This window comes from Aminobacter ciceronei (assembly GCF_014138625.1).
GTDB classification, from domain to species: domain Bacteria; phylum Pseudomonadota; class Alphaproteobacteria; order Rhizobiales; family Rhizobiaceae; genus Aminobacter; species Aminobacter ciceronei.
Map to the genome: position 1 here is coordinate 88,133 of NZ_JACJHY010000001.1, position 22,058 is coordinate 110,190.

General features: G+C 64.1%; 17 protein-coding genes. 4 read left to right on the plus strand and 13 right to left on the minus strand.

The window, feature by feature from the left end:
* Positions 1-76: 76 nt before the first annotated feature.
* The 3 genes from HNQ95_RS00355 to HNQ95_RS00365 are packed head-to-tail and all read right to left on the minus strand — an operon-like array spanning position 77 to position 5,276.
* Entirely contained in the window at positions 77-1,972 is a 1,896-nt protein-coding gene (locus HNQ95_RS00355) for a hypothetical protein (RefSeq protein WP_182573223.1), read from the minus strand.
* Positions 1,969-4,443 (minus strand): phosphotransferase, encoded by a 2,475-nt coding sequence (locus HNQ95_RS00360; RefSeq protein ID WP_083948544.1) that lies wholly within the window; start codon positions 4,441-4,443, stop codon positions 1,969-1,971. Before HNQ95_RS00360 ends, HNQ95_RS00355 begins: the two co-directional genes overlap by 4 nt.
* Positions 4,440-5,276 (minus strand): glycoside hydrolase family 16 protein, encoded by an 837-nt coding sequence (locus HNQ95_RS00365; RefSeq protein ID WP_182573224.1) that lies wholly within the window; start codon positions 5,274-5,276, stop codon positions 4,440-4,442. Before HNQ95_RS00365 ends, HNQ95_RS00360 begins: the two co-directional genes overlap by 4 nt.
* Before the next feature lie 537 nt (positions 5,277-5,813).
* Here HNQ95_RS00365 and HNQ95_RS00370 point away from each other — a divergent pair.
* Positions 5,814-6,872, plus strand: a complete 1,059-nt coding sequence (locus HNQ95_RS00370; RefSeq protein ID WP_182573225.1) for a GNAT family N-acetyltransferase — start codon at positions 5,814-5,816, stop codon at positions 6,870-6,872.
* Positions 6,873-6,916: 44 nt separating this feature from the next.
* Here the strand turns inward: HNQ95_RS00370 and HNQ95_RS00375 are convergent, their stop codons facing one another.
* Together HNQ95_RS00375 and HNQ95_RS00380 are read right to left on the minus strand one after the other, a co-directional pair.
* Positions 6,917-7,945: a BamA/TamA family outer membrane protein gene (locus tag HNQ95_RS00375; RefSeq protein WP_210289137.1), complete on the minus strand. Its 1,029-nt coding sequence runs from the start codon at positions 7,943-7,945 to the stop codon at positions 6,917-6,919.
* A 170-nt stretch (positions 7,946-8,115) separates the two neighbouring features.
* On the minus strand, positions 8,116-8,457 hold the full coding sequence (locus tag HNQ95_RS00380; RefSeq protein ID WP_182573227.1) for a hypothetical protein: 342 nt from the start codon (positions 8,455-8,457) through the stop codon (positions 8,116-8,118).
* A gap of 742 nt (positions 8,458-9,199) precedes the next feature.
* Here HNQ95_RS00380 and HNQ95_RS00385 point away from each other — a divergent pair.
* From HNQ95_RS00385 to HNQ95_RS00395, 3 genes are read left to right on the plus strand one after another with little or no spacing between them, the layout of a single operon-like run.
* Positions 9,200-10,003, plus strand: coding sequence for a glycosyltransferase family 2 protein (locus tag HNQ95_RS00385; RefSeq protein ID WP_246340506.1), 804 nt, complete (start codon positions 9,200-9,202; stop codon positions 10,001-10,003).
* A 10-nt stretch (positions 10,004-10,013) separates the two neighbouring features.
* Positions 10,014-10,958 carry a glycosyltransferase family 2 protein gene (locus HNQ95_RS00390; RefSeq protein WP_182573228.1) on the plus strand — a complete coding sequence of 315 codons (945 nt, stop codon included), beginning with the start codon at positions 10,014-10,016 and terminating at the stop codon, positions 10,956-10,958.
* Positions 10,955-13,042 (plus strand): polysaccharide deacetylase family protein, encoded by a 2,088-nt coding sequence (locus tag HNQ95_RS00395; RefSeq protein WP_182573229.1) that lies wholly within the window; start codon positions 10,955-10,957, stop codon positions 13,040-13,042. The genes HNQ95_RS00390 and HNQ95_RS00395 overlap by 4 nt, the downstream gene beginning before the upstream one ends.
* A 36-nt stretch (positions 13,043-13,078) precedes the next feature.
* On the opposite strand, the gene HNQ95_RS00400 is transcribed toward HNQ95_RS00395, so the two are convergent.
* From HNQ95_RS00400 to HNQ95_RS00435, 8 genes are all read right to left on the minus strand, one after another.
* Positions 13,079-13,843, minus strand: a complete 765-nt coding sequence (locus HNQ95_RS00400) for a GGDEF domain-containing protein (protein ID WP_067960113.1) — start codon at positions 13,841-13,843, stop codon at positions 13,079-13,081.
* A gap of 123 nt (positions 13,844-13,966) precedes the next feature.
* Complete coding sequence (locus HNQ95_RS00405; RefSeq protein ID WP_182573230.1) at positions 13,967-15,226, minus strand: NAD(P)/FAD-dependent oxidoreductase; 1,260 nt, start codon at positions 15,224-15,226, stop codon at positions 13,967-13,969.
* Between the two features lie 28 nt (positions 15,227-15,254).
* Entirely contained in the window at positions 15,255-16,745 is a 1,491-nt protein-coding gene (locus HNQ95_RS00410) for a M81 family metallopeptidase (protein ID WP_182573231.1), read from the minus strand.
* A 161-nt stretch (positions 16,746-16,906) separates the two neighbouring features.
* Positions 16,907-18,262 carry a serine hydrolase domain-containing protein gene (locus HNQ95_RS00415; RefSeq protein WP_154386363.1) on the minus strand — a complete coding sequence of 452 codons (1,356 nt, stop codon included), beginning with the start codon at positions 18,260-18,262 and terminating at the stop codon, positions 16,907-16,909.
* Positions 18,263-18,332: 70 nt separating this feature from the next.
* Positions 18,333-19,322 (minus strand): ABC transporter ATP-binding protein, encoded by a 990-nt coding sequence (locus HNQ95_RS00420; protein ID WP_182573232.1) that lies wholly within the window; start codon positions 19,320-19,322, stop codon positions 18,333-18,335.
* Positions 19,319-20,272: an ABC transporter ATP-binding protein gene (locus HNQ95_RS00425; RefSeq protein ID WP_067960098.1), complete on the minus strand. Its 954-nt coding sequence runs from the start codon at positions 20,270-20,272 to the stop codon at positions 19,319-19,321. The genes HNQ95_RS00420 and HNQ95_RS00425 overlap by 4 nt, the downstream gene beginning before the upstream one ends.
* A gap of 2 nt (positions 20,273-20,274) precedes the next feature.
* Complete coding sequence (locus HNQ95_RS00430; RefSeq protein WP_067960095.1) at positions 20,275-21,126, minus strand: ABC transporter permease; 852 nt, start codon at positions 21,124-21,126, stop codon at positions 20,275-20,277.
* Positions 21,123-22,049 (minus strand): ABC transporter permease, encoded by a 927-nt coding sequence (locus HNQ95_RS00435; RefSeq protein WP_154386365.1) that lies wholly within the window; start codon positions 22,047-22,049, stop codon positions 21,123-21,125. The genes HNQ95_RS00430 and HNQ95_RS00435 overlap by 4 nt, the downstream gene beginning before the upstream one ends.
* Between the last annotated feature and the right edge of the window lie 9 nt (positions 22,050-22,058).

Consider the following 22,058-nt stretch of genomic DNA (forward strand, 5'->3'; position numbering starts at 1 on the left):
TGAGCAGCACCGTTCACGAAGCCGTATCCTCCGATGTGACCGGCCGCTTCTTCATGTTCATGCTTCGCCACCTTCATTACTTGATCCACTCGCCCATCCCGATTCCCTGTTCGTTTGGCGCAAAGACGCTCGCGTCGGCCGTAGCGCGCACCAGGCGGAAGCGCGCCGAGCCGCGCAAGGCTTCTTCGATCGCGTCGAGCGAGCCTTTCGGCATCACGCCGAGATCGTCGATGTAGGCCTTCTGGCTGCGCGTGATGATGATGAAGGCGGAGCCTGCCGGCACCGCACGCAACCAGTCCCCGAGCTCGGTAGCCGGATCGGCGAGAACCGCTGAAATGGATTGCTTGCTCTCGTTGGAGATCGGCACATAGGTGAAGTTCTCGTAGTTCATGAACTGCTCGGGATAGTTGGGCGCGCCCTCGACAAGCACCGAACCGGCCGGCGCGTTGTTGTAGAGCCATTCCGACGCCTCCACTTCGGCCCGTGAGAAGGTGTACTGGCGGTCCTTGCCGTTGTTGGCGAGGACGAAAGCGACCGTGAGCACGGCGCCGAACGTGCCGATGGCGTAGCGCGCGATGGCGTCGCGCTGGGAGCCGGACCATGGGAAAAACAGTGCCGCGGCAAAGAAGGTCAGGAAAGGCAGTGCAAAGAGATAGACGCGGAACACGATCTCGCCGCCATAGGAGGTGGCAACGATCATGAAGGCTGGAGCCAGCGTCAGCACGATGGCCGGACCGTCGCGGAACCCCGCCACGAGCCGGCGCAGACCGCCGAGGACCGCCGCCAACGCGATCGCACCGGTCAGCGCTCGCGACGCCAAGGACACCACCACCTGTCCTTCACTGACGATCGAGGTATCCACCAGGCGCTCGCTGATCTCGTTCGAGGTGTCGCCGAAACGCTGGACCAGCTCGGGCAGGACCGAGGACATGTAGCCGTCGGCGTAGAACAGCAGCCATGTGACTTCGACGAGGCCGGCAAAGACGAGGTAGCCAAGGCTCAATTGTCCGATGACCCAGAGGCCGCCAAGGGCCATGAGCACGACTATCGGCGTGAGCGGGTGGGTCGCCGTGATCATCACGATCAGCGCCATGGCCGCCAGTGAGGCTACGGCACGCAGTTTTGGCGGGACGGCCAGCGTCACCGGCGGCTGGCCACGCGAGACGAAGGCGAAATAACGGCCGCAAAACTTGGAAAAGCCACGCCCGTTCGGGTCGGCCCAGCCGGGCACGATCCGCAGCGGGCCGACACAAAGCGCGACCAGCAAGAGATAGAACAGAAAGGCGACGCCCTGCGGCGAGAAATAGTCCTGGCCGATCCAGTTGCCGATGACGAACAGCCAGACCCCGCCCCACACCAGCCGTGGGTCGGCGGTGAAGCGGCGATAGATCTGCGGCAGCACCAACACATAGAGCAGGTTAAGCGCCGGCGGCGAAAAGCGGGCGATGTCAGCCAGTTGGATCGGTTTGATGTCGAACAGGTTGGCGATCGCGGCGCAGAAGACGAACAGGCCGGGCCAATTGGCGTAGGTGGCAAGGAATGGCGCCTTCGGATCGATCTGGCCGTGCCGCTGGGCATAGTCGACGACACCGACATGTTTCCAGGCCCAGGCGTAACGCAACTCGTCATAGACGATGGCCGGGGTGCCATGAAGCAGCAGCACCAGCATGACGATCATCAACAGCGGCATCGGCGTCTCGCAGACGCCGCGCCTCAGGCTCAAGGCAAAGCCGAGGCCGACGGCGGCATAGGCCACCCAGATGATGCCTGGCAGGACAGAGATCAGGCCATAGTCGTCGACACCGGCAGGATCGGTGACGAACAGGACGGCCAGCCATAAAGCAAAGGCCAGGCAAAGACAGATCGACGCGAGGTTGAACGGCGCTGTCGAGACACGGCCAGCATCCGCCAGGGGCGGCGCCTTCAGCGCCGGCGACATGGCAAGACTGAATTCCCGCGTCATCACATTCATATTGCGCCTCCATCGGTGGAGACGATCCTAAGAACACGATCGACATTTGACGCAATCCAAAGCCGGCCGACGCCCGAATGCGCCGGGCGCCGCGCCCGCTCGCTAACCTGATGCAGCCAGACGAGGCCGACCATGGCACGGATCGCCGCGCCATCGCCGCTCCAGTCATCGTCCCCGTCCGAGCCGATGCCCAGCCACTGCCGCTCGTCGTTGCGCCACTCCGGCGTCCACAAGAGATCGGCAACGGCCGCGCCGAGCGGCTCGCTGCTGGTCATCATGCGCATGGCGACAGCCAGAACGCAGCCGTCGAAGCCACGTGGCGCGTTGGATCGCGCATTGCCCCATTCCAGCAGGCTGGCAAGTCGGGCGGCACTGCCCTGCCCCGAGGCGAAGTTCAGGTTTTGCGGCCAAAGATCGCCATGGCACCAGCCGAGACGCACCTGGCGACCGAGCCAGTAGCGCCGCTGCTGGCCAACGAAACGTTCTATCGCCCGACGCCGTGCTGCTGCCAACATCGTCGATCCGCCGAGCTGCGCAAGCTTTGCCGCCGGACGTTCGACCCATTCGTGGAACCAGACGTCGTCGATGGTCCGCATGGCGGCTGTCTGGCCGTGCAAGATGGCCACGGCCTTCGCCGCGGCTTCGAGGCCCGTCTGCCGCTCGGACGCGTCGCGCAGCAGCACCCGCCCATCCGTCCCAGGTGCCATCGCCTCGATGCAATCGACGGCTCCGCCGATACGGGTGACTGACAGCCTCGTCGGCAACATCGGCCACAGCGGCTGAAGACGCGTATCCGCGTGCAGCAGGTCGAGATTGTCGACCAGGCGCTCGAGATAGGCGGCGGCGATCGGGTTGCGCGCGCTGCGGAGAACGGCATAAGTGCCTTGCGACCGAACGGGCGCGTGCCGCACCGCCTCCTCCAGCACCGGGTCCCCGAGGTAGACGATGTCAGTTCCTTCGGGTCCATGCTCGGATTTCAGCGCATGCCAGCCCGAGGCAGCGGAGCTTCCGGTCTTTGCCAGGAGCGGCCGGAGCTCGGCGTCACCAGGAACGGCAATGCCCTTGTTGCGGCCGAAAGGCAGGAACTGGGCCGAGAGGGACTTCAGCGAAGCGGCAACCGCCAGACCCCAGTCGTGCATGCTGTGGCGGCGGCTGGTGACGAGGGCGAGCGCGCCGACGCCAAATGTGACCACCAGCATCGCCAGCAGCCAGGCATGCGCCATGCCGATCGGCCCTTCACTGCGCACCAGAAGCGCGCCGGCGCCGAGGGCTATGACCAGCGTCGCGACTTCGGCCGCCGCCACCGAACGCATCCAGCCCTTGGTGCGGGCGATCGACAGATAGATCGAGAGCACGGCCGATACGACACTGGCCAGTGTGAACACCCTGAGGATCGCAGCACCTTCGGTGGCGTAGGCCGCACCGAACACCGACATGATGGGATGGGCGAACACCAGCATCAGCGCGACGAGGCCGAGCAGCGGCAGCACCGACATCACAGCCGCATCCGCCGCCAGCGCGCGCAGCCGGCCGGTGTCGCTGGCGCCCTCGGCGAGCAGCGACAGCCCCATCGAGCTGCCGACATAATAAAGCGAGGTGAAGATCGTCCAGGCGACGAAGAAGCTGGCGCTTTCGGCCGCGCCGACAAAATTGAGCACGACCAGCGGTGTCGCCGTCCAGGCCACCATCATCGACACCGAACCGATGTAGTCCCAGCCGAAGAAGCGCGCCATGGCGCGGCGGTCAATCAGATTGGCATGGCCGGTTCCGGCTTGCGCCTTGGGCACGAGGCGCTTGAAAATCAGCATGTTGACGGCGAGAACGAAGACCAGAACCGGTGCGGTCCACGACAGTGCGATGGCCTCCCATCCGAGCCCGGCGAGCGCCAGCGGGATGAGCATGGCGATCTTGACGACCTGGTAGATTGTCTTCGAGACCGGCACCCAGATCGACTGGCGCAGGCCCGACAGCGCACTGTCCTGCAGCGCGAACACCGACCAGACGGCGACGGTCGCCACGAACCACAGGATGACGCCCGCGCTCTCGGTCAGCACGTCGAGCTTGGGCATGAAGGCGCCGACGACCAGCAGGAAGACGATAGCGACGACGACCGAGGCGATGAAGGACGTGGCGTAGGCGAACAGGATCAACCGGCCGGCGCGGCCGCCGACAGTCGGCACGAAACGAACCAGCAGGTTGCCAAAATTGAGCTGGGCAGCGTTGGACAGGTTGACGATGGTGGCGGTGATGGCGCCGCCGAGACCGATCGCCTCCTGCGAACAGTAACGCGCCGCCAGGAACCAGAACGCCAGCCCCAGCACCGCACTCAGGCCGCTGTTGGCGATCAGCGCGTAGCCGTTGCGCATCAGCGACGAGCCCATCAGCGCCTGCGGGATGAGTGATCGCCAACCACTGCCGCCCGCCTGTGCCGTGGGCTCTCGGTGCCGCAGGGTGGGCGGGTGCGCGGTCATGACCCGGCACGCCGCCAGACACGAACATAGTCGATCAGGAAATCGGCCGGGAATTTGGTCCTGGCGTCAGGCGACCCCGGCCAGTTGCCGCCGACGGCCAGGTTGATGAGCAGGTACATCGGTTCCTGCGAGATGCCGTCTGGCTTGGTGTAGCGCCACATCTCCTTGCCATCGAGATACCAGACGACGGCATCCTTGCGCCATTCCAGGCCATAGGCATGCCAGTCGGCCGAAAGGTCGACCACCTTGGCGTTCTTGCCCTCGCTCTTCCAGTCCTTCTTCTTGTCGAGATAATGCAGGTGCATCTCGTAGACGTCGGGCGCATGACCCAGGACTTCGAGGATGTCGATTTCCGGACGCGGCTCCTGCGTCGATGGCAGAAGCCAGATCGCCGGCCACAGCCCTTTGCCCCTGGGAATCTTGGCGCGGATCTCGAAATAGCCGTATGTGGTGGCGAAACGGTCTGGCTTGGCGCGCTCGAGATAATCACGCCCCGTGGTCACCATGCCCGACGTGTAGTCGAAGGTGCGCCCTTCATGGCCGGTCACCGTCTCCGGCCGCGCCGTCAGCCGCAGCACGCCGTCGGCAACGCTGACATTGTCGGGCATGTACCACTGCAGTTCCTTGTTGGCGAGATTGGTACAGCCGTCCTTGTCCCACCAGTAGCAGCGGGTCCACTTGTCGCGATCGAGCTTGGGCTGGTCGAATTCTTCGGTGAAGATCCGCTCCCATTGCCCCTTGATCAGTGGCGGCTCGACGCCTTGGGCCATGGCACCCGCATGCCCAAACCACCAGGCGCCCGCCAGCGCCACGCCCCACAACCCCTTACCCATGCACCAACCCGATAAGCCTGAACACACTCAATCGTCGCGAGAGAGGGTTGCCGGCCGTTGCCTGCGTGGTCCCGCCAAAAGGCGGTTCGCGCGCATTTGCCGGTTACCCGGAAATCTGTCGCTTACGATCTGTTAACTAGGACGGTTACCCGACGCTGCGTCAAGCTGTTTTGCCGCGCTCGGTAAATGACATGACCCATTCAGGGCCAAAACCAAGATCATGTTTTTGGATTTTCGACGCATCGACTTGTCTGTCGAAATAGCGCCTATCTGTCCGGAATGCTTTATTTGATTGGTTTTGACTTTGATTGGCATGTTCGAGATAATTCTCTATCACGAAGAAATAACAAAATTGTGATACAAAATATCTTTATGGCACTGCGGTAACCGTTTCTGAACAAACGCGAATCCGAAAAGCAACGCCTCAGGTGCAAAGGTAGTGATATCTCACGAAATCTGCGACATTGGGTGGAAAGTGGGAGGCTTCGGACGGATACTGACCCGACAAATTTCGGGAGCGAACAGGACGTGCACGCCATGGCGAGCACGTCGGCGGCTTTCGACGTGCAGAGCCCGGCGCCGCGCGACCTCTGGCATCGCCTGATGCTCGCCGATCCCGAAGCCCTGCCCTACCAGTCGCCGGCCTGGCTCGACAGCCTGTGCGCCCTCGGCAAATACCAGGACGCCAGCCGCGCCTACCGCTTTGCCGGCGGACATCACTACGTGCTGCCGATGGTGCGCAACAGGCACCTGCCGGCGCGGCTGGCGGTTGCCGAGTCGATGCCATATGCCTGGGGTCGTGGCGGCGTGCTCTCGTCGATGATGCCAAAGGTCGAACATCTCCGCACGATTTTCGAAGACCTAGGCAAGCTGCCCTATCTCAGGATTTCGGTAAGACCCAATCCGCGCCATGCCCATCTGTGGGCCGCAGCAGCTCCTGCCCATGTCACCTCGGTGCCGGGCCTCGCCCACATCCTTGACCTCGATGGCGGATTCGACGCCGTCTGGTCGACGCGCTTCAAGAAAACGACGCGGACGCGGGTGCGCAAGGCCGAACGCGGCGGCATCGTCGTCGAGCGTGACACCTCCGGAAAGCTGGTGCCGGTCTTCCACCAGCTGTTACGCACGTCTTTCGACCGCTGGGCCGACAAGCAGCAAGAGCCACGCATGCTGGCGCATCTAAGGGGGCGCAGGCGCGATCCGATGGCAAAATTCAGCTCGATCGCCCGGCATTTCGGCGAGGCCTGCCGCATCTGGGTCGCCTGGGTCGATGGCAAGCCGGCGGCGGCGGCGTTCGTGCTGCAATATGGCAATGTCAACGACGCCCGCGGCGCGATCGACCGCCATGCGCTGGGCAGCTCGGGCGCCAACGACCTGATCCAGAAACTTGCCATAGAAGAGGCCTGCCACAGCGGCTGCCGCTACTACCATTTCGGCGAGACCGGCGCCTCGGCCTCGCTCGCGCACTACAAACAGCGGTTTGGCGCGACACCGCACGCGCACGCCGAATACTTCCTGGAGAAGCTGCCGATCACCGCCGTCGACGCCCGCGTGCGGCACGCGGCGAAATGGACGATCGGCTTCAAGGATACCTAGAGGGCTGGGCAATTCCGGACCTGGAATTGCTGCTGTCCTGCCGCTCAGCTGGGGAAGGCCAGAAGCAGCATCCGTTGGGCGATCAGGTAGAATGCGGCAGCGAGCAGCAGCACCGGCACCACTTCGAGCCAAAGCGGCCAGCGCGATCGGCCGGGACGCAGGCTGGCGACCGAAACCTGGCGGATCGCCAACGCGGCGAGCGCCGAAACGGCCGCAACGAGCCCCGTCCTGTAGCCGCCGGTCGCATCGTCGGCGCGGAGATTTTGTTCCTCGACTTCGGCGCGCAGTTGCAGCAGCCCATCGGCATCCACGGCCTGCGGCAGCCGAACCCTGACATTTTTGACCGACGGATGACCAAGCAGCGCCTCGCGGAAACGCTCGAGCATATCGGGATCGTAGGGATCACCCTGCTTGAAGGGCTGCAGGCGGCTCAGCTCATCTTGCTTCAGACCGACAAGGCCGCTGTAGGCAACAGCGCCAAAGCGCGCCAATGCCCCCGGCTCGACGACGATGCGAGCCGTAGCCAGCGCCTGCCCCGGGATAGGCTGCAACGCACGCCCGGTGACGCGGACAAAGGGATAGGATGCTGTGCGGAGCCGCCACAGGACTTCATCTTCGAGGGTTGCGAGCAGATCGCCGCGCGCGGGCTTGCCGACCGCCTCCATCATTTGCAGCGAAACGTCGTCGCGCACCGCATCGGTGGCAACACCCTCGAGACCGTCGACCTCAACCATGCCGACACGGAAAAGCGGACCGGCGATCGGCCTGAGCGCGATCTTGTCGGGAGAGCCCGCGTCATCAGCGGCATCAGGCATCTCGATCCGCGCATGGAGATAGCCCTGGCCGCGCATCAATTCTTCCAGCCGGTGGCGTTCGGCTTCGACCGCAGGCTGCCAGCCCCGAGTTGCCGCACCGTCGGCTGCGCGTTCAAGCTCGGGAGCGTTCAGCGCCGCGCGCAACACACCGTCCAGCGCGTCATTGGACGTTGTCTGGAGTTCGATGGCGGGAAAGTCCGCAGCAACAGCCGGACCGGCAAAAAGCGACAGCATCGCCGCCCAAGCCAGTGTCGCCACAATGGCCGGCAAGAAACAGGCGCTTCGCTGGGCGTCTCGCGTTCTCACCCGCTCTAAATACACCGCAACGGCGCGCGCTGGAAATAGCCCACCAAGTCCAAGTCGGCGGAGGCCGGCAGGCCTGGCCGCAGCCACCGCGAGCGGATCTGCCAAAACGGCGCCGGTCGCGCCTACTTCTTGTCGGAACTGTCCTCGGATCCGGAAGGCGTTTCGGATTCATCGCGACCGATCGTGCCAATGACGATCGAGCCGCCGAGGGGCCGGCGCCGTTGCCGCGTCTCGGCCACGACCTTGTCCATCTCGGACTTGATTTCGGCCAACGTAGCCAGCGCCTCGTCCTCCCAGCGCTTCAATTCCGGATCAGGCGTGCCCGAGGCCGCCTCAGCTGTGGCCCGCGCCTCGCGTACGGTCAGGTAGTCCTTGTAGGCCTCGTCCCACTTGCGGGTCAGGAGAACCCAGTCGTCGAAGGCATCGGGGGCAGGAGGAGTTTCGGGTCGCTGTGGGCTAGGCAAGTTTGGTCCTCGAACAATCGGGCGCACGGAACATGTCACAGGCGCTGTGTCCGAACGCCGCTGATCGTGCTGGTGGCCCCCGCCTCCTGATTTCCTCCCAACCTAACATGAACGCCCCGGCCCGTCATTCAACCAGAGGCATTATCTCAGCGGTTGCTAACAGACATATGTATGAATGTTGCACTTTCGCCGCATCCGCGCCAGGCGCCGGCGAGATCGCGCCTGCAAGCTGATCACAATATTGCGAACGGTTCGTGCACGGCATGGCAGCGTGCAACCATCACGGGACTGTGGAGTGCATCTCACCCGGAAATACCCGACTTTGCCGAGACTTCGAGTGAAAGGGTTCAATATTAAAGCACCACCTAATACGCCGCGCATGAATTGATGTATGCCTGTCGCAGAGCGCCCGGCAACGCGTTCGCACCAGTTTAATTCAGATGAACATCTGTTTTTCTAGTAATAAACATCGATGTGGAAAGTTCATACAAATCCACATCTACCAGTAGAACCAATAGCGCCGAAACTTCACACGAATACTACATGTGGTTTACAAAAACTTAATATATGGTAAATTTCATATCGGCGAGTGGGGCTAACAAGACACTTGCGTCCAGATTTTTGATCGGTAACGACCTCCCTGCGAAGTTGTGCTCGTCAGGCTGTGCTGTGCTGCGTCTGTAACATTTGGTTCGCGTCGTCATTGGATATGCCGCACCTATTTTGGGTTGGAGTAACCAGTATGACGGCGGCAGCATTTCCGCATCGGCCTGCAATGGAGGTCTTCAAGCTGGCAGGCTTGGCGACCAGTGGCACACCTCGCATCAGCGTGGTCGTCCCGGCCAAGAACGAGGCCAAGAACCTTCCTCACGTCCTGCCCCACATCCCGGCATGGGTGGATGAAATCATCCTCGTCGACGGCAACTCGACCGACGACACGATAGAGGTCGCAAGGTCGCTTCTGCCCGACATCGTCGTGCTGCAGCAGGACCGGCGCGGCAAGGGTGCCGCCCTGCGCACCGGCTTCAACGCCGCCAAGGGCGACATCATCGTCACGCTCGATGCCGATGGCTCGGCCGATCCCGGCGAAATCCCGGCCTTTGTCGGCGCGCTGCTCGCCGGCGCCGATTTCGTCAAGGGCTCACGTTTCATGCAAGGCGGCAACACCACCGACATGGAGTGGTATCGCCGGCTCGGCAACTGGGGACTTTTGACGTTGGTGCGCATCCGCTTCGGCGGCAAGTTCACCGACCTCTGCTACGGCTACAACGCGTTCTGGCGCGATGTGCTTCCCTATCTCAACATCGAGGACGCCACCGGTTTCGAGATAGAAACCGAGATGAACGTCCAGGCGCTGCGCGCCAACCTCAACGTGTTCGAGGTGGCGAGCAAGGAGTTCCCGCGCATCCACGGGGTCAGCAACCTGCGCACCATCCCCGATGGCTGGCGGGTGCTGAAGACGATCGTCCGCCTGGGCGTCTCCCGCCCGGCGCGACCGGCCGTCCCTCCCCGCAGCACGACCGGACAACACCAACCCAGCGTCTAGGCGAGCGATCATGACGGCGTCGGCGACTTCGGTATCAGTCATCATTTGCGCCTACGCCGACAACCGTCGCGAACAGCTTCAGCGCGCCATCGCCTCGGTGCTCGCCCAACGCACCAAGGCGACCGAGATCATCGTGGTCATCGACCACAACATGCCGCTGTGGGCCTATTTCTTCGCCACCTATCCGGCCATTACCGTCATCGTCAACGAAGGCGCGCGCGGCCTTTCGGGTGCCCGCAACACCGGCGTCAGGCGGGCGAGCAGCGAGATCCTGGCATTCCTCGACGACGACGCGGTCGCCGCCCCCGACTGGCTGGAAAAAATGCTGCCGCATTATCGCAACCCGTCGGTCATTGGCCTCGGCGGCCAGGTGCTGCCGATGTGGCAAGTCGATCGCCCACGCTGGTTTCCCGAAGAATTCCAATGGGTTGTCGGCTGCAGCTATCGTGGCCAACCCGAAAAGGTCGAGCCGGTGCGCAATCCCATAGGCTGCAACATGTCTTTCCGCCGCAGCATCGTCGAGTTGACCGGGGGGTTCCGCGAAGGCATCGGTCGCACGGCGGCCGATGCTGCCGGCTGCGAGGAGACGGAGCTCTGCATCCGCGCGCTGCAGGCCATTCCCGGCTCGCTCATCCTCTACGATCCCGCGATGAGCGTGCACCACCAGGTCACCGCCGAGCGTGCCGCCTGGGGCTACTTCCGCAAGCGCTGCCTCGCCGAAGGTCGTTCCAAGACGCAGGTCGTCAACGCCGTGGGCGCGCTGGACGGATTGTCCAGCGAACAGCGCTATGTCATGCGCGTCCTGCCGGCAGGCGTTCTGCGTGGGCTTGGCGATGCGATGCTGAAGTTCGACATGTGGGGGCTTGCCCGCGCGGCCGGCATCTTCTTCGGCCTTGGCTACACGACGATGGGTTATGTCGGCGCCCGCTTGAGCCGCCCACGGAGGCAAGCATGAGCGTGCCCGAGTTTCACCCGATCAAGATCCTCGACGTCGACGTCTGCCGGCCGATGAACGATGTGCCGATGTTCGACGCGGCAACCGACCAGCGCTACGGCGGCGTCTTCTGTCTCATTCGCCGTCAAGGCCGTCCGGTGACGATCATGGAGTTCGATTTCGACGAGGACGTGCTGACGACGTTCGAGCTGCGCCGCCGCATCAGCGAGAACCAGGCGGTGCAGGACAGCACGTTCCAGCACGACGCGCCGCTGCCCAGGAAGGACGGGCCGTTCGCCAGCGTCGTCATCGCCACGCGCGATCGCGCCGAAAGCCTGGCGCGATGCCTCGATTCACTGCTGCTCCAGACCTATCAGCCCTTCGAGATCGTCGTCGTCGACAATGCGCCGTCCTCCTCGCAGACTGCTGATCTGATCGCCCGGCGTTACGGCGGTGCGCGCGCGGTGCGTTATGTCAGGGAAGACGTGCCGGGCCTTGGCCGCGCCCACAATGCCGGGCTTGCCAACCTGTCGTCCGAGCTGGCGCTGTTCACCGACGACGATGTCGTCGTCGACCCCAACTGGGTGGCGGCGATGGCCGCAAATTTCGACCGCGACGGCCGGGTCGGCTGCGTCACCGGCCTGATCCTGCCGGCAGAGCTCGACACACGCGCGCAATTCTGGACCGAGCGCCATGGCGGCTTCGGCAAGGGCTTTGCGCGTAAGGTCTTCGATCTCGCCGGCAACAGGCCGGCGGGGTCGCTTTTTCCCTTCACCGCCGGACAGTTCGGCTCGGGCGCCAACATGGCGTTCAGGACCGAGGCGCTGCGCCAGATTGGCGGCTTCGATTCAGCGCTGGGCGCCGGCACGCTGGCGCGCGGCGGCGACGATCTCGCCTCCTTCTACGCCGTGGTCCAGGCCGGCTTCCAGCTTGTTTACGACCCGCGTGCGCTGCTTTGGCACCATCATCGCCGCGGCGAGGACGGCATGCGCCGCCAAGCCTTCGGCTATGGAATGGGCCTCGGCGCCTATCTCACCAAGGTCGTCATCGACGAACCGGCGGCAGCCTTGCGGCTGGCGCGCGCCATGCCTGCCGGCATCGCCCACATGGCCGGCCCGACATCGCCCAAGAACCAGCGCCTGCCGGGCGATTATCCGAGCAATCTGGTCTGGCGCGAGAGGCTCGGCATCGCTGCTGGCGTGCCGGGCTATCTGCGCAGCCGCTATGCCGCAACACGCAGCCCGTCATCCGGCATCGCTCCTTCGGCAAACGGGCACGAGGTCGCCTTCAAGGGAGGATCGACAGCTATGCGCCCATCCGTGCCTATCCTTGTTTATCACAGCATCGACACCAGCTGTGCTGCGCCCTACCGGCGCTGGATGATGCTGCCCGACGAGTTCGAGCGCCACATGCAGGTGCTGGCCGAAGGCGGCTTCCGCCCGGTGACGATCTCGGCGCTGGCGACGATCTTCAGGGAAAAGCGGCCTTTGCCGCCGCGCACCGTCTGCATCACCTTCGACGACGGGCTGCAGGATTTTCTCATCGGCGCCATGCCCATTCTGGAACGCCACGGTTTTGCCGCGACGCTCTATGTCGTCTCTGGCTTGGTCGGCAAGACCAGCCAGTGGCTTGCTTCATCTGGCGAAGGCGACCGGCCGATGCTCGGGTGGGGTGATCTGCGCGCGCTGGCCTGCGAAGGCATCGAAATCGGCGCCCATACAGTCAGCCATCCGCAGTTGGACATCCTGTCGGCCAGCGATGCCGCACGCGAGATACATGACAGCAAGCTCGCCCTCGAACACGGCCTGAAGCGGCCGGTGCACAGCTTCGCCTACCCGCATGGTTATTCGAGTCGCACCACGCGCGCGCTGGTGCGCGGCGCCGGCTTCACCTCGGCGTGCCGGGTCAGGCATGCGATGACGACGACGACGGAAGACCCGTACACCTTGTCGCGCATCGTCATGACCAGCGAGATCGGGCCAGCCGAATTGCGCCGTATGCTAACCCAGCCGGTGCTGCCGGTGGCGCCGCCGGCCGACCGGCTGGTGGCTTCTGGCTGGCGCATGGTTCGCCGCTTCCAGCATATGGCGCATGCCGGCAGCTAGGATCGAGTTGCAGAGCAATCGGAGCGACAAGGCTGTTCAGGCGGCAGCCAGCTTGCCATCGGCTTTGACGATACGGTCGCGACCATTGGCTTTGGCGAGATAGAGGTTCCTGTCGGCGGCCAGGAGAAGCGCATCGAGGCTTTGGCCCCGCTGGTGTTTCGATACGCCGATGCTGACAGTGACCTCGCGGCCGCTCATGCCGACGATGGCTGATATCGCCTTGACCTTGCGCCGCAGGCGTTCGCACACCAGCGTTGCCGTGTCCTCGCCGGCACCCACCAGCAGCACGACGAATTCTTCACCGCCCAGCCGCCCGGCAATATCCCCAGCGCCAATGCTCGAAGCCAGCGCCGCGCCGATTTCCTGCAGCACGGCATCGCCCATGGCGTGACCCTCGCGGTCGTTGATCGCCTTGAAATGATCGGCATCGATAAAGAGCAGCATTCCGGCGCCCTTGCCATCTGCGTGGTCACTGACGATCTGCCTGGATTGAAGCAGGAAGGTTCGCCTGTTCAGCAGGCCGGTCAGGTCATCGAGGCGATTGGCCCGGTCGAGCTCGGCCGCAAGCTCGACCAGCCTGGCGCTGCGGCCCATGAAGAAATAGGACAACGGCCCCGCCACGGCGACAACGATCAGGCTTGTCAGCACGAGGTCGAGCAGCAGCCGGTCCGAGAAGAAGATCGAGTAGAAGATCAGCGTCAAAAGGTCGGCACCGAGCGTCGCGGTGGCCACGATCACGCAGGACTGCCCCAGCACCGACAGGCCGTTGAACCGTTCAGCGATGCGACTTGCCCCAACCATTCCCTGGCCGCCCTCCCTGTTGCGGCTTGGGATTAGCAGCAATTGGTAAAGACCAGCCTGACTGGCTTTGTTAATTGTTTGTTTCGCTGGGCCTTCGAGTAGGCGACACGGCAGAGATACGTGTCAGCCAAAGCGCTCCATTGCGTAAGGCGCAGGATCGGTGAATGCCTTTTCGCCCGTCATCATTTCGGCGAGCAGGCGTCCGGTGATCGGGCCGAGCGTCAGGCCGTGGTGGTTGTGGCCGAAGGCGAACCACAGCCCCTTGTGCCTGAAGCCCCGGCCGATCACCGGCCTCATGTCGGGCAAGCACGGGCGCGATCCCATCCAGGGATTTGGCTCGATACGCTGCCTGAGCGGGAAGATCTGGCGCGCCAGAGGTTCTGTCCTGTCGAGTTGGACCGGGCTGGGCCTGCTGCCGCGCGAGGCGAATTCGACGCCGGTGGTCAGCCTGACGCCCTGGGCCATCGGCGCCAGCACGAATCCGCCATCGGCATCGACGACGGGATGATTGAGCAAGGCGTCGCCCTCGGCTTCGAAATGCACGTGGTAACCGCGCTTCATCACCAGCGGGACCTTGTAGCCAAGCGAACGCGAGATCTTGTCCGTCCAGGGCCCAAGTGCCACGACCGCTTCCGGCGCCTCGAGCCGAGCGCTGCCGGCAGCGATGCTCCACCCTGTTTCCTCCCGTTGCAGATGAAGCGCATCGCCGCGCAGGAACACCCCACCCCGTTCGACAAAATGACGGGCATAGGCCTTCACCAGTGCGCCCGGATCGGCAACGGTGGCCGGATCGAGCCAGTGCACGGCGCCAACCACGGCATTGGTGAGATGCGGTTCGCGCTGTTGCAGCGCCTTACGGTCGAGGACTTCGTAGTTCAACCCGAATGGGTGAAGGGCGGTGGCGGCTCCCCGCGCCTGCTCGAAGGTCTTTTCATTTCGATAGACCTCGAGCCAGCCGGCCCGGCGCAGTTGTGGCAATGCGCCGGCCTCCGACATCAGCGCCTCGTGCTCGCTCACCGAACGCTCGATCAGCGGCTGCATGTCGGCTGCGGCGCGAGCCAACGGTTTGGGCGCCGACTCGCGCCAGAACTGCCACAGCCACGGTGCGATGCGCGGCATCTGCCGCCAGTCGAAACGCACCTCAGTCGACAGATTGAACGCATAGCGCATCAGCTTCGAAAGCTCGCGCGGCGCACCATAAGGCACGACGCTGGAGCGTTCGATCAGCCCGGCATTGCCGTAGCTCGTTTCCTCGCCGGCGTCGCGGCGGTCGACGAGGATGACGGAACGGCCGCGCCGCTGCAGCTGCAGTGCGACCGAAACGCCGATGATCCCGGCACCGAGCACGATGACGTCGGCCTGCTGGATATGTGACTGCGCCATCGGTTTCCTTGCTGTCATTGCCATACACTCAAAGGGTCATGTCGCGGTCGAGCGGGAAGATCGGTCGTGCGACATTGCGATAGGGCATCCTGGAATAGTCCATGGTGCAGAGTGCGCCGCTGTCGCAGACGATGACTTTGCCGGCGATAGGTTCGAAGGCAGCGCGGAAATGCTGCATCGACTTGAGCCCGACCACGCGATGCCGCGCCGGATCGATTCCGAAGGCCCGGAACTGCTGGAGGTCGCGCATCTGCGACGGCTCGGTAACGACCAGCACGGCGATGCCGTCGATCTGCACCACGGCCGTCGGGCCAAACGAGAACTCCAGCCCGCCCAGCTGTTCTCCGTCGCCGATCAGCTTGCCGTCGCTGATGACGAGCAGCTTGCCGGTCACTTCGAGCGGATCGCCGCCGAAGCGCGGATCGGTCTTGCCGCCGAGCCTGAGCTTGACGGTGTCGCCGACCGTGGCGCGGTGCAGTTGGTTGGCCGTCTCCGGATCGACGATCGGGCCGAAGCACGCATCATCTACGCCGACATGGAGCAGCGCTCCAAGCAAGGCGGTGGCATCGCCATAGCCGCCGGCGCCGGGATTGTCGGCATAGTCGGCAATGATCAGCGGACGGTCGCCGCGATAGTCATGCGCGATCTCTGCAGCCTGCATCACCGTGTAGAAGGTGTTCAGCACATTGAAGCGGTTGTCCCAGATCTCGTCGGCGATGCCTTCGGCGAAGGTGCGGTGCCGCGCCGGGTCGCCGTCATAGGTGACAAGCACGGTCGGCCCAACCTCGGGAATGTCGGCGTTGGGAAATGCGCCATTGATGCTGACGGCCAGCGCACCAGGCGTCTCTTCATAGGCGCGGGCTCTGGCGATCCACTCGACCATCGGCCCGATATCTGTACGACCGGCATTGGCCTCCTCCAGCATTGGCCGGCGGACCAACAGCGTCTTCGGACGGATCTCGCCGGCCATCGTGCGCTGCAGCAGCTCGCCAGCGTGGTGAGCGATCGCCCGCATGTCGATGTGCGGATAGGTCTTGAACGAGATCAGTATGTCGGCGAGCTCGCACATTTTGGCCGTGACATTGGCATGCGGGTCGAGCGTGACAGCGATCGGCAGGTCCGGCCCGACGACGGCGCGCAGCCGCTCCAGCAGTTCACCTTCGCCATCAGGCGAGAAGTCGGTGACCATTGCTCCGTGCAGGCCAAGCAGGATGCCGTCGATCTTGCCCTTGTTGTCGGCAGCCGCCTTGACGATGGCGCCGCCGATCCGGTCGAAGGCATCGCGCGTCACCGGTCCTGCCGGTTCGGCCGCGGTGCTCAGAACATGCTCGACGGCCCAGCCATATTTGCGGCCGATATCGAGGAAGCCGGCAATCTCGGTGTTCGCGTCGCCCCTGGCACGAACGGCGTCGTCGCCGAACAACACGCCTTCGACGGTAAACGCGTCATAGCCGGTCTTGCGGACGCTGAACGTGTTGGTCTCATGGGCGAATTCTGCGGTCAGAACACGAAAGCTCATTATCGGTCTCCATCTGGTCGTTCAGGCATTTCGAATCGAACAGGCGCACTTGTCCGTTGCGTCCCTCGCCGAGGGATACGCAGCGCCTGATCAGGCTCAGCAGTTGGTTTGACGTGTCAGCAACGGTGGCCTCGCCGGCTGGGCCGCGGCCACCGTTGCGGCTACTCCATGTGGAAGCGCATTTCGCTCACCCGGTCCTCGCTGTCGCGGCTGATCGTCCAGTGCAGGTGATAGCCGCCCATCTCCAGCCGGTAGCGTCGGCCGCCGTCGCCTTCCTGATGGGTGAGCTCGAGCGGCACTCCAGCCACCGCAACGCCGCTTGCCGCGATCTGCTCGAACCAGCCGTTGCTCCACAGGCGCCAGGCCTCTTCGCCAAAGCTCTCGCGCGGCGCACGGCGCTCGACGATGGCCTGCAGCAGCTCGTGGTCGCGCCTAGTCAGAGCTTCGTTGCCGTCGGCGATCGGTTCGTAGGGTGCGAGCGCCGGATCGACGATGCCGGCGATCTTCTGGCCTATCCGGGCGACCTGGGCCTCGTCAGTGTTGCCGAGCACGCAGACCGACAACTTGCGCGCCGGGAAGCGAGCGATCTCGGCGCGGAACCCGTCCCAGGTGCCGCCATGCCGGATCTTGCGATGACCGCGTATCGTGGAATTCTGCCAGCCCAGCGCATAATTGTTGAACGACGGCTGGCCGTTCTTCATCAGCACCGGCTCGGACACCAGTGCGATGCTTTCAGGGCTCAGCACCGTGGGATTGTCGAGCTCAAGCAGCCAATGGGCGATGTCGCGCGGCGAAAAATAGAGCCCGCCATCGCCGGTGCGCTGCAGTGTCGGCGCCGCCCAGTAGCGGTTTTCCAACTTGCCGTCGCGGATACAGTGGCCGGCGGCGCGGTTCGGCACGATGTCGAACCACGAGGCCTCGCGCGCCGTCGCCATGCCGATCGGCTCGAACAGCCGTTCGCGCAGGAGCTCGTAATATGGCTTGTTCGAAACACGGGCGACAACCAGCCCGGCCAGGATGTAGCCGGTATTGCTGTACTGATAGCCCTCGCCCGGTCGGTACATGAACGGCGAACGTCGGGCGAGGTCGATCAGTTGCTCGTCGCTATGGTCCTGCCACAGGTTGAGCGGCACGGCGCCACCCTCCCCGCCTTCGCCCGCCGAGAAGGCGATGTCGAAATTGCCGAAGCCGGCCATCATCGACAGCAGGTTGCGGATGGTAATGCCGGACCAGCTTTCGGGCCCTTCCGGAATATAGCGGATCAACGGGTCGTCGAGCTTGATGTGGTCGTCCTGAAGCAAAAACATCACCGCCGCCGCGGTGAACATCTTGCCGGTCGAGCCGGAATGGAAAACGGTATCGGGCGTCACCGGCACCTGGTTCTCGACATTGGCAAGGCCATAACCTCCGAGATGCACGATCTCGCCATCATGGACGATGGCGACGCCGAGTCCGGGAACCTGGCTGTTGTCGATTTCCGACTGCAGGTAGCGGTCGAGTTCTCCGGTGTAGCTCATGCTGATTTCCTGGTCTTCAAAGTCATCTGCAAACGATGCGAAGCGCCTGAAGCGTCTCGGTGATTGGCGTTCATGCGACCGACCTCTCGTCGATAATCGCGTCGGGCGCGGCGGTGAGCGGATGGTGACAGGCGACCTGATGCGCACCGCCTTGTGACCAAAGCGTCGACAGCTCGCGGCGGCAGAGATCGGTGACGCGCGGGCAACGGTTGGCGAAGGCGCAGCCGGTCGGCAGGTCGTAGCCGCTGGGGATCTCACCGGCGAGCCGCGTCACCGTACGGCGCCGCTTCGGATCGGGTTCGAAGGTGCTGTCGAGCAGCGCTCTTGTGTAGGGATGCTTGGGCGCCGCGGTGCTCGGCAGCACTTCGACGATGCGGCCGAGATACATGACCAGGATCTGGTCGCAGAAATAGCGCACCAGTCCGAGATCGTGGGAGATGAACAGATAGGTCAGCCCGAGATCCTGGCGCAGCCGCTCCAAGAGCGACACGATCTGCGCCTGCACCGAAACGTCAAGTGAAGCCGTCGGCTCGTCGAGCACCACCAGCGACGGGTTGAGCGCCAGGGCACGTGCGATGCCGATACGCTGCTTCTGGCCGCCCGACAACTGATGTGGATAGCTTGCCGCCAGCGCGCTGTTCAGACCGACCATGTCGAGCAGCGATGCGACGGTCTCATCGGCGGATCTTGGCATTGCGCCCTGGACGCGGAACGGTTCGAGCAGCGCGTCCCGGATCGAGTAGCGCGGATCGATCGCCGAATAGGGATCCTGGAACACCAGTTGCATGCGCTGGCGCAGGCGACGCATGTCTTGCCGCGACAGCGATGCCATGTCGACACCGTCGAACGTGACCTGCCCCTCGCTTGGCGTGATCAGGCGCAGCACCAGCCGCGCCAGCGTTGACTTGCCGCAGCCGGACTCGCCGACGACTCCGAGGATCTGACCTTTCTTCAACGCGAAAGAAACGTTGCTGACGGCATGGAACGTCTTGCGCTTGCGCAACAGCCCGCCATCACTGAAACGGCGGCTGAGCCCGTTGACGGTGAGAAGATCGCTCATGCTGCCTCCGCCACGTGGCAGGCCACGCCATTGCCGCTGACGCCTATGCGCAGCTCGGGGATCTCGATGCGGCAGCGGTCGGCGACACGGGCGCAGCGCGGATTGAACCTGCAGCCCGGCGGCTGTGCTGCGGCACTCGGGACCACGCCTGGGATGGCGCTCATCGTGCCGCGCGCCATATCGTGCCTGGGGATGCAGCGGATCAGCGCCTGTGTGTAGGGATGACGCGGTTGCGCGAAGAGTGCGTCGACCTCGGCCAGCTCGACCACGCGGCCGCAATACATCACGGCCACCCGGTCGCAAGCCTGGGCGACGACGCCCATGTCGTGGGTGATCAGGATCAGGCCGAGGCCGCGCTGCCGCACCAGGTCGACGAGGATCTGAACGATCTGCGCCTGCACCGTGACGTCGAGGGCGGTGGTCGGCTCGTCGGCGATCAGAAGCTCCGGGTCGCCGGCAAGCGCCATGGCAATGACGATACGCTGTTTCATGCCGCCGGAGAGCTGGTGCGGAAACAGGTCGTAGACCGAGGCGGGATCGGGAATGCGCAGGTCGGCCATCAATTCCAGGCTTTTTGCCCGCGCCGCACTCCGGCCAAGGCCGAGATGCAGGCGTGCGGCCTGATCGATCTGCGGCCCGATCCGCATCATCGAATCGAGCGAAGTCATCGGGTTCTGCGTAATCAGCGCGATGCGCCCGCCGCGCAGCCTCCGCATCTGCCGCTCCGGCAGCCCGACGAGATTGGTGCCGTCAAAGCGGATGGTGCCGGCAGCGACCTGGCCGCCGATGCGCGGCAACAATCCCATGATCGCGGTTGCCGTCAGCGACTTGCCCGAACCGGATTCACCGACGATGCCGAGGATTTCGCCACGGTCGACGCTGAGCGTGACTTGGTCGACCGGCGCGAAGGCACCAAAGCTGATGCGCAGCATTTCCAGATCCAGCAGCATCGTTACGCTTCCCTGAACTTGGCGCGGACATCGAGCGCAGCGATCACCGCGTCGCCGAACAGGTTGATGAAGACGACCGTCAGCGCCACGGCGAGACCGGGAAGCAGAATCACCCAGGGCGCAATGAACAGCTGGGCCGTGCCGGAACTCATCATTGCGCCCCAGCTCGGTGTCGGCGGCTGGGCGCCCAGACCGAAGAAGCCGAGAGTTGCCTCGAGAATGATCGCATCGCCGGTTGCCAGCATCGCCGCCACCAGCACCGGCGCCAGCGCGTTGGGCAGGAGATGCGAGAACAGGACGTGGGCGTGGCCGGCGCCCAGACTGATTGTCGCCTCGACGTAGGTTTCGCTCTTCAGCGACATGATCTGGGTTCGCGTCAGTCGGGTGAACTGCGCGAGGTAGGCGATGGCGATGGCGATCACCACGCCTTCCAGCCCGGGCCCGATGATCGCCACCAGCATCAGCGCGATCAGGATTTCTGGGAACGACCATGTCAGGTCGATCACCGTCATGACGATGCGGTCGAAGGTGCCGCCGAAATAGCCGCAGGTGGCGCCGAGGACGAGGCCGAGCGCCACGGAGATGCCGATCGCTGTGATGCTGACCGAGAGCGAGGTGCGGGCCCCGGTGATCATCCGCGACAGCACATCGCGTCCGAACTCGTCGGTGCCGAACAGATGCGTCAGCGACGGCGCCTGGTTCATGATGCCCAGGTCCTGCTGGTCGTAGGGATATGGCGACAGCCACGGCGCAAACAGCGCGCCGATGACCAGAAGCAGCAGAAACGCTCCCGATATGCCGCCCTTGAAGGTCGAGACGGCCTTGAGCATTGCCAATGCACGATGTCTGATCATGCCCGTGCCTCGCGCTGGCGTGGATCCATCGCCGCCTGGACGATGTCGCCGATCAGGGCGCCGATGATGACGGCCATGGCCAGCATGAGAAGACAGCCCTGAACCAGCGGGTAGTCTCGCTGATTGAGCGCCCGGATCAGCAGCGAGCCGAGGCCGGGACGGGCGAAGACATATTCGATCGTCACGGCGCCTCCCAAAACCCAGCCGATGCGCAGGCTGAGGATGGTGACGACCGGAACCATGGCGTGGCGCAGCACATGCCGCAGCTGGATGATGAAGGGCGGCAGCCCCTTGGCGTGCAGCAGTGTCACGAAATCCTGCCTGGAGGTCTCGATCATGGCGATCCGCGTAACGCGGGCCACGAGTGCGATACCGCCGAGGCCGGCGGCGATGGTCGGCAGGATGAGCGAACTCCAGCCGCGCGCGCCCGACACCGGGACCCAGCCGAGCCAGACCGCGAAGACAAGGATCAGCAGCAGGCCGAGCCAGAAGCTTGGCACCGTCGAGCCGAGCAGAATAAAGCCGGTGATCGAGTCGTCGACGCGGGTGCCCTGATAGCTCGCCGCGATCACGCCGGCGGCGATGCCGGTCAGCGTAGAAAACAGTAGTGCTGCGATGCCCAGCTCGAGGCTGTAGGGCAGGTTCCGGGCGATCAGGGCGCTGACCGGGCGCCCCTGGATGATCGAGGTGCCCAGGTCGCCGGTCAGCAGCCGCCCCATCCAGGTGACATATTGCTCGACCAGGCTGCGGTCGAGACCGTACTTCGCCGCAATCTGCAGGCGCTGCTCCGGCGTCGAACCGGCGCGCATGAGATTGTCGATGGGGTCACCCGGCACCAGATGGATGATGAAGAACACCACCAGTGAGACGACAAAGAAGACAGGCAGCAGCAGGACGAGCCGCCTCAAGGTGAAGCCGATCATGACGTTCTG

Excerpts from the sequence above, each read along its gene's own strand:
- HNQ95_RS00415 (WP_154386363.1), bottom strand. The coding sequence starts at position 18,262 with ATGAGCTACACCGGAGAACTCGACCGCTACCTGCAGTCGGAAATCGAC.
- HNQ95_RS00435 (WP_154386365.1), bottom strand. The coding sequence starts at position 22,049 with ATGATCGGCTTCACCTTGAGGCGGCTCGTCCTGCTGCTGCCTGTCTTC.
- HNQ95_RS00385 (WP_246340506.1), top strand. The coding sequence starts at position 9,200 with ATGACGGCGGCAGCATTTCCGCATCGGCCTGCAATGGAGGTCTTCAAG.
- HNQ95_RS00395 (WP_182573229.1), top strand. The coding sequence starts at position 10,955 with ATGAGCGTGCCCGAGTTTCACCCGATCAAGATCCTCGACGTCGACGTC.
- HNQ95_RS00410 (WP_182573231.1), bottom strand. The coding sequence starts at position 16,745 with ATGAGCTTTCGTGTTCTGACCGCAGAATTCGCCCATGAGACCAACACG.
- HNQ95_RS00400 (WP_067960113.1), bottom strand. The coding sequence starts at position 13,843 with ATGGTTGGGGCAAGTCGCATCGCTGAACGGTTCAACGGCCTGTCGGTG.
- HNQ95_RS00355 (WP_182573223.1), bottom strand. The coding sequence starts at position 1,972 with ATGAATGTGATGACGCGGGAATTCAGTCTTGCCATGTCGCCGGCGCTG.
- HNQ95_RS00420 (WP_182573232.1), bottom strand. The coding sequence starts at position 19,322 with ATGAGCGATCTTCTCACCGTCAACGGGCTCAGCCGCCGTTTCAGTGAT.
- HNQ95_RS00405 (WP_182573230.1), bottom strand. The coding sequence starts at position 15,226 with ATGGCGCAGTCACATATCCAGCAGGCCGACGTCATCGTGCTCGGTGCC.
- HNQ95_RS00390 (WP_182573228.1), top strand. The coding sequence starts at position 10,014 with ATGACGGCGTCGGCGACTTCGGTATCAGTCATCATTTGCGCCTACGCC.
- HNQ95_RS00365 (WP_182573224.1), bottom strand. The coding sequence starts at position 5,276 with ATGGGTAAGGGGTTGTGGGGCGTGGCGCTGGCGGGCGCCTGGTGGTTT.
- HNQ95_RS00425 (WP_067960098.1), bottom strand. The coding sequence starts at position 20,272 with ATGCTGCTGGATCTGGAAATGCTGCGCATCAGCTTTGGTGCCTTCGCG.
- HNQ95_RS00360 (WP_083948544.1), bottom strand. The coding sequence starts at position 4,443 with ATGACCGCGCACCCGCCCACCCTGCGGCACCGAGAGCCCACGGCACAG.
- HNQ95_RS00370 (WP_182573225.1), top strand. The coding sequence starts at position 5,814 with ATGGCGAGCACGTCGGCGGCTTTCGACGTGCAGAGCCCGGCGCCGCGC.
- HNQ95_RS00430 (WP_067960095.1), bottom strand. The coding sequence starts at position 21,126 with ATGATCAGACATCGTGCATTGGCAATGCTCAAGGCCGTCTCGACCTTC.